Source organism: Campylobacter concisus (genome assembly GCF_015230035.1).
In the GTDB taxonomy this organism is placed as follows: domain Bacteria; phylum Campylobacterota; class Campylobacteria; order Campylobacterales; family Campylobacteraceae; genus Campylobacter_A; species Campylobacter_A concisus_BK.
In genome coordinates this window covers 1-5701 of record NZ_JAAKZD010000022.1, presented here as the reverse complement: position 1 = coordinate 5701, position 5701 = coordinate 1, and the positions used below count along the sequence as shown (strand labels likewise).

The following is a 5701-nucleotide window of genomic DNA, read 5'->3' as shown; positions in this document are numbered from 1 at the left end:
GTTCTTTTAACTTACAATTGTTAAACTATTAGTCAATCTTTGAAATCTAAACAAGTGATCGATTGAGCCAGTCTATTATGATTAAATAATAGATTAGACAAACTAATTATAAAAACTAAAAGTTTTTTTTGATTAAAAACTTCATAATAAATACTAAAAGCAATTTTAGTAAAAACATTATTACTAGATTGCATTAGCAATCTTAGTCTTTAGTGTTGCTTCTTAGTAAAGCTTTGCTTTACGCTAAAGAAGGTTAATATGGAGAGTTTGATCCTGGCTCAGAGTGAACGCTGGCGGCGTGCCTAATACATGCAAGTCGAACGGACAAGTAAGAGCTTGCTCTTATGAGTTAGTGGCGCACGGGTGAGTAATGTATAGCTAATCTGCCCTACACTAGAGGACAACAGTTGGAAACGACTGCTAATACTCTATACTCCTATCTAACATAAGTTAGATAGGGAAAGTTTTTCGGTGTAGGATGAGGCTATATTGTATCAGCTAGTTGGTGAGGTAATGGCTCACCAAGGCTATGACGCATAACTGGTCTGAGAGGATGATCAGTCACACTGGAACTGAGACACGGTCCAGACTCCTACGGGAGGCAGCAGTAGGGAATATTGCTCAATGGGGGAAACCCTGAAGCAGCAACGCCGCGTGGAGGATGACACTTTTCGGAGCGTAAACTCCTTTTGTTAGGGAAGAACAATGACTGTACCTAACGAATAAGCACCGGCTAACTCCGTGCCAGCAGCCGCGGTAATACGGAGGGTGCAAGCGTTACTCGGAATCACTGGGCGTAAAGGACGCGTAGGCGGATTATCAAGTCTCTTGTGAAATCCTATGGCTTAACCATAGAACTGCTTGGGAAACTGATAATCTAGAGTGAGGGAGAGGCAGATGGAATTGGTGGTGTAGGGGTAAAATCCGTAGAGATCACCAGGAATACCCATTGCGAAGGCGATCTGCTGGAACTCAACTGACGCTAATGCGTGAAAGCGTGGGGAGCAAACAGGATTAGATACCCTGGTAGTCCACGCCCTAAACGATGTATACTAGTTGTTGCTAAGCTAGTCTTGGCAGTAATGCACCTAACGGATTAAGTATACCGCCTGGGGAGTACGGTCGCAAGATTAAAACTCAAAGGAATAGACGGGGACCCGCACAAGCGGTGGAGCATGTGGTTTAATTCGAAGATACGCGAAGAACCTTACCCGGACTTGATATCTAACAAATCATCTAGAGATAGAAGAGTGTCTGCTTGCAGAAATGTTAAGACAGGTGCTGCACGGCTGTCGTCAGCTCGTGTCGTGAGATGTTGGGTTAAGTCCCGCAACGAGCGCAACCCACGTCATTAGTTGCTAACAGTTCGGCTGAGCACTCTAATGAGACTGCCTTCGTAAGGAGGAGGAAGGTGTGGACGACGTCAAGTCATCATGGCCCTTATGTCCGGGGCGACACACGTGCTACAATGGCATATACAATGAGAAGCAATATCGCGAGATGGAGCAAATCTATAAAATATGTCCCAGTTCGGATTGGAGTCTGCAACTCGACTCCATGAAGCCGGAATCGCTAGTAATCGTAGATCAGCCATGCTACGGTGAATACGTTCCCGGGTCTTGTACTCACCGCCCGTCACACCATGGGAGTTGATTTCACTCGAAGCCGGAATACTAAATTAGTTACCGTCCACAGTGGAATCAGCGACTGGGGTGAAGTCGTAACAAGGTAACCGTAGGAGAACCTGCGGTTGGATCACCTCCTTTCTAGAGTACATATAGATATTCTCTCACAAGATATCTATAAGAAAGATATTCTCAATCATCCTTGTTTAGTTTTGAAAGATTGATAGACCTATAGGGGCCTATAGCTCAGCTGGTTAGAGTGCACCCCTGATAAGGGTGAGGTCACAAGTTCAAGTCTTGTTAGGCCCACCAGAGAATTTAATTGGGGAATTAGCTCAGCTGGGAGAGCGCCTGCTTTGCACGCAGGAGGTCAGCGGTTCGATCCCGCTATTCTCCACCATAAAATAGTTTAACAGTAAAAGTCTATATTAAGTGTTTTAAGAAACATTTACTTTAGACTTTTAAGCGTCTTAATCTTTACTGATTACGAAGTTGCCGAAAGCAACTTTGTGCTTTAGGGGTTTCCAAAGGGTGTAACTCTTTGGTCGTAAAGGCTAGCTTGCTAGTCTGCGAAGTCTAAATGTTCTTTTAATTAATATTGTTAATAGTCACAAGCAAGTTTTAAAAACAATTTTACAGGACTTGTTAAAGGTTTAAATTTCTATTCTCTTTGCATTTAATGCAAAAGTTTGACATCACAATCTATTTAGGATTTAAAACTTATCTAAATAGTAGTCAATGCTTTCCGTCTTGAGAGTTAGAATTTAAATGTAGTAACATAAAGTTATCTTTAACAAGGAAGTGATGCGAATTAGAATAATCTAATATAGAAAAGGTAAGCTACAAAGAGCAAGTGGTGGATGCCTTGGCTAGTAGAGGCGATGAAAGACGTGCCAGGCTGCGATAAGTCTCGGGGAGCCGTCAAGGGGCTTTGATCCGGGAATTTCTGAATGGGGCAACCCAACTAATAGAGATATTAGTTACCGTATAACGGAGCGAACGAGGGGAATTGAAACATCTTAGTACCCTCAGGAAAAGAAATCAAAAGAGATTACGCTAGTAGCGGCGAGCGAACGCGTAAGAGGGCAAACCACTAGTTTACTAGTGGGGTTGTAGGACTGCAATATGGACTAAACTTAGCTAATAGAACAACCTGGAAAGGTTAGGCACAGAGGGTGATACCCCCGTATATGAAAGCTTTGTTTTACTTAGCAGTATCCTGAGTAGGGCGGAACACGTGATATTCTGTCTGAAGCTGGGTAGACCACTATCCAACCCTAAATACTACTACTAGACCGATAGTGCACAAGTACCGTGAGGGAAAGGTGAAAAGAACTGAGGTGATCAGAGTGAAATAGAACCTGAAACCATTTGCTTACAATCATTCAGAGCCCTATGATTTATCAGGGTGATGGACTGCCTTTTGCATAATGAGCCTGCGAGTTGTGATGTCTGGCAAGGTTAAGGAAACCCGGAGCCGTAGCGAAAGCGAGTCTTAATAGGGCGTTTAGTCAGACGTTGCAGACCCGAAACGATGTGATCTATCCATGAGCAGGTTGAAACCGGTGTAAGAGCCGGTGGAGGACCGAACCCGCTAGCGTTGAAAAGCTATGGGATGACTTGTGGATAGGGGTGAAAGGCCAATCAAACATCGTGATAGCTGGTTCTCTCCGAAATATATTTAGGTATAGCGTCATGTAGTAACACTAGGGGGTAGAGCACTGAATGGGCTAGGGCATACACCAATGTACCAAACCCTATCAAACTCCGAATACCTAGTGTGTAATCATGGCAGTCAGGCGGCGAGTGATAAAATCCGTCGTCGAGAGGGGAACAACCCAGACTAACAGCTAAGGTCCCTAAATCTCATTTAAGTGGAAAACGATGTGGAGTTACTTAAACAACCAGGAGGTTGGCTTAGAAGCAGCCATCCTTTAAAGAAAGCGTAATAGCTCACTGGTCTAGTGATTCTGCGCGGAAAATATAACGGGGCTAAAATGAGTACCGAAGCTTTAGACTTAGTTTTACTAAGTGGTAGGAGAGCGTTGTATTTGCGTTGAAGGTATACCGGTAAGGAGTGCTGGAGCGAATACAAGTGAGCATGCAGGCATGAGTAGCGATAATTGGGGTGAGAATCCCCAACGCCGTAAACCCAAGGTTTCCTACGCGATGCTCGTCATCGTAGGGTTAGCCGGGACCTAAGCAAAGTCCGAAAGGGGTATGCGATGGAAAATTGGTTAATATTCCAATGCCAACTATAATGTGCGATGGAAGGACGCTTAGAGTTAGAGGAGCCAGCGGATGGTAGTGCTGGTCGAAAGGTGCAGGTTGGAGTTCAGGCAAATCCGAACTCCTTTAAGCCGAGGCCTTACAGGTGCGTGAAGTTCTTCGGAATGAATCGTAAATCCTTGATACTGTCGAGCCAAGAAAAGTTTCTAAGTTTAGTTATAGTTGCCCGTACCGTAAACCGACACAGGTGGGTGGGATGAGTATTCTAAGGCGCGTGGAAGAACTCTCTTCAAGGAACTCTGCAAAATAGCACCGTATCTTCGGTATAAGGTGTGCCTAACTTTGTGAAGGATTTACTCCGTAAGCATTGAAGGTTACAACAAAGAGTCCCTCCCGACTGTTTACCAAAAACACAGCACTCTGCTAACTCGTAAGAGGATGTATAGGGTGTGACGCCTGCCCGGTGCTCGAAGGTTAATTGATGACGTTAGCTCTGCGAAGCGTTTGATCGAAGCCCGAGTAAACGGCGGCCGTAACTATAACGGTCCTAAGGTAGCGAAATTCCTTGTCGATTAAATATCGACCTGCATGAATGGCGTAACGAGATGGGAGCTGTCTCGAAGAGGGATCCAGTGAAATTGTAGTGGAGGTGAAAATTCCTCCTACCCGCGGCAAGACGGAAAGACCCCGTGGACCTTTACTACAGCTTGACACTGCTATTGGGATAAAAATGTGCAGGATAGGCGGGAGGCTTTGATCCATAGACGCCAGTTTATGGTGAGCCATTGTTGAGATACCGCTCTTTTTTATTCTGATAGCTAACTAGCTTGAGTTATCCTCAAGTAGGACAATGTCTGGTGGGTAGTTTGACTGGGGCGGTCGCCTCCCAAAATGTAACGGAGGCTTACAAAGGTTGGCTCAGAACGGTTGGAAATCGTTCGTAGAGTATAAAGGCATAAGCCAGCTTAACTGCGAGACATACACGTCAAGCAGAGACGAAAGTCGGTCTTAGTGATCCGGTGGTTCTGTGTGGAAGGGCCATCGCTCAAAGGATAAAAGGTACCCCGGGGATAACAGGCTGATCTCCCCCAAGAGCTCACATCGACGGGGAGGTTTGGCACCTCGATGTCGGCTCATCGCATCCTGGGGCTGGAGCAGGTCCCAAGGGTATGGCTGTTCGCCATTTAAAGCGGTACGCGAGCTGGGTTCAGAACGTCGTGAGACAGTTCGGTCCCTATCTGCCGTGGGCGCAAGAAGATTGAGGAGAGTTGACCCTAGTACGAGAGGACCGGGTCGAACCAACCACTGGTGTACGAGTTGTCCTGCCAAGGGCACCGCTCGGTAGCTATGTTGGGATGTGATAACTGCTGAAAGCATCTAAGCAGGAAGCCAACTCCAAGATGAATCTTCTTTTAAGAGCTCATATAGACTATGTGTTTGATAGGCTGGGTGTGTAATGGATGAAAGTCCTTTAGCTGACCAGTACTAATAGCTCGTCTGCTTATCTTTTAATAAGCATCACTTCCTTGTTAAGGATAAAAACTTAATAAGATATGTTTTTATAGAACTTTGTTTATGACTTTTAACTTTATCTAGTAGTGTTAAATAAGAGATTTATCTATTATATCTTTTATTTAACACTGCCCGTGACTATACAGACGAGGAAACGCCTTGCTCCATCTCGAACCAAGAAGCTAAGCTCGTCCTGGCTGATGATACTCTCCCTTACTGGGATGTTGGAAAAGTAGGTCGTTGCGGGCTTTGTTGTTTGTCTGCTTTAATTCTTATATTATTTGATTCTAGTTTTTATTAGTGTTTATTGCTGTTTAAGTATAAAATATTGGTTT

Annotated in this window: 2 tRNA genes and 3 rRNA genes; all 5 read left to right on the top strand. The window is 44.7% G+C overall.

Annotation, left to right across the window (positions count from 1 at the left end):
- The first annotated feature begins 255 nt into the window (after positions 1–255).
- Positions 256–1766: ribosomal RNA gene (locus G6W41_RS09930) — 16S ribosomal RNA — on the top strand.
- A gap of 94 nt (positions 1767–1860) precedes the next feature.
- Positions 1861–1937 (top strand) — tRNA-Ile (locus tag G6W41_RS09925).
- 12 nt (positions 1938–1949) lie between these two features.
- Positions 1950–2025, top strand: a tRNA-Ala gene (locus G6W41_RS09920).
- 433 nt (positions 2026–2458) lie between these two features.
- Positions 2459–5363 (top strand): 23S ribosomal RNA (locus tag G6W41_RS09915).
- A gap of 133 nt (positions 5364–5496) precedes the next feature.
- Positions 5497–5615: ribosomal RNA gene (rrf, locus tag G6W41_RS09910) — 5S ribosomal RNA — on the top strand.
- The 16S, 23S and 5S rRNA genes sit together here with 2 tRNA genes alongside, the layout of an rRNA operon.
- Positions 5616–5701 lie beyond the last annotated feature (86 nt).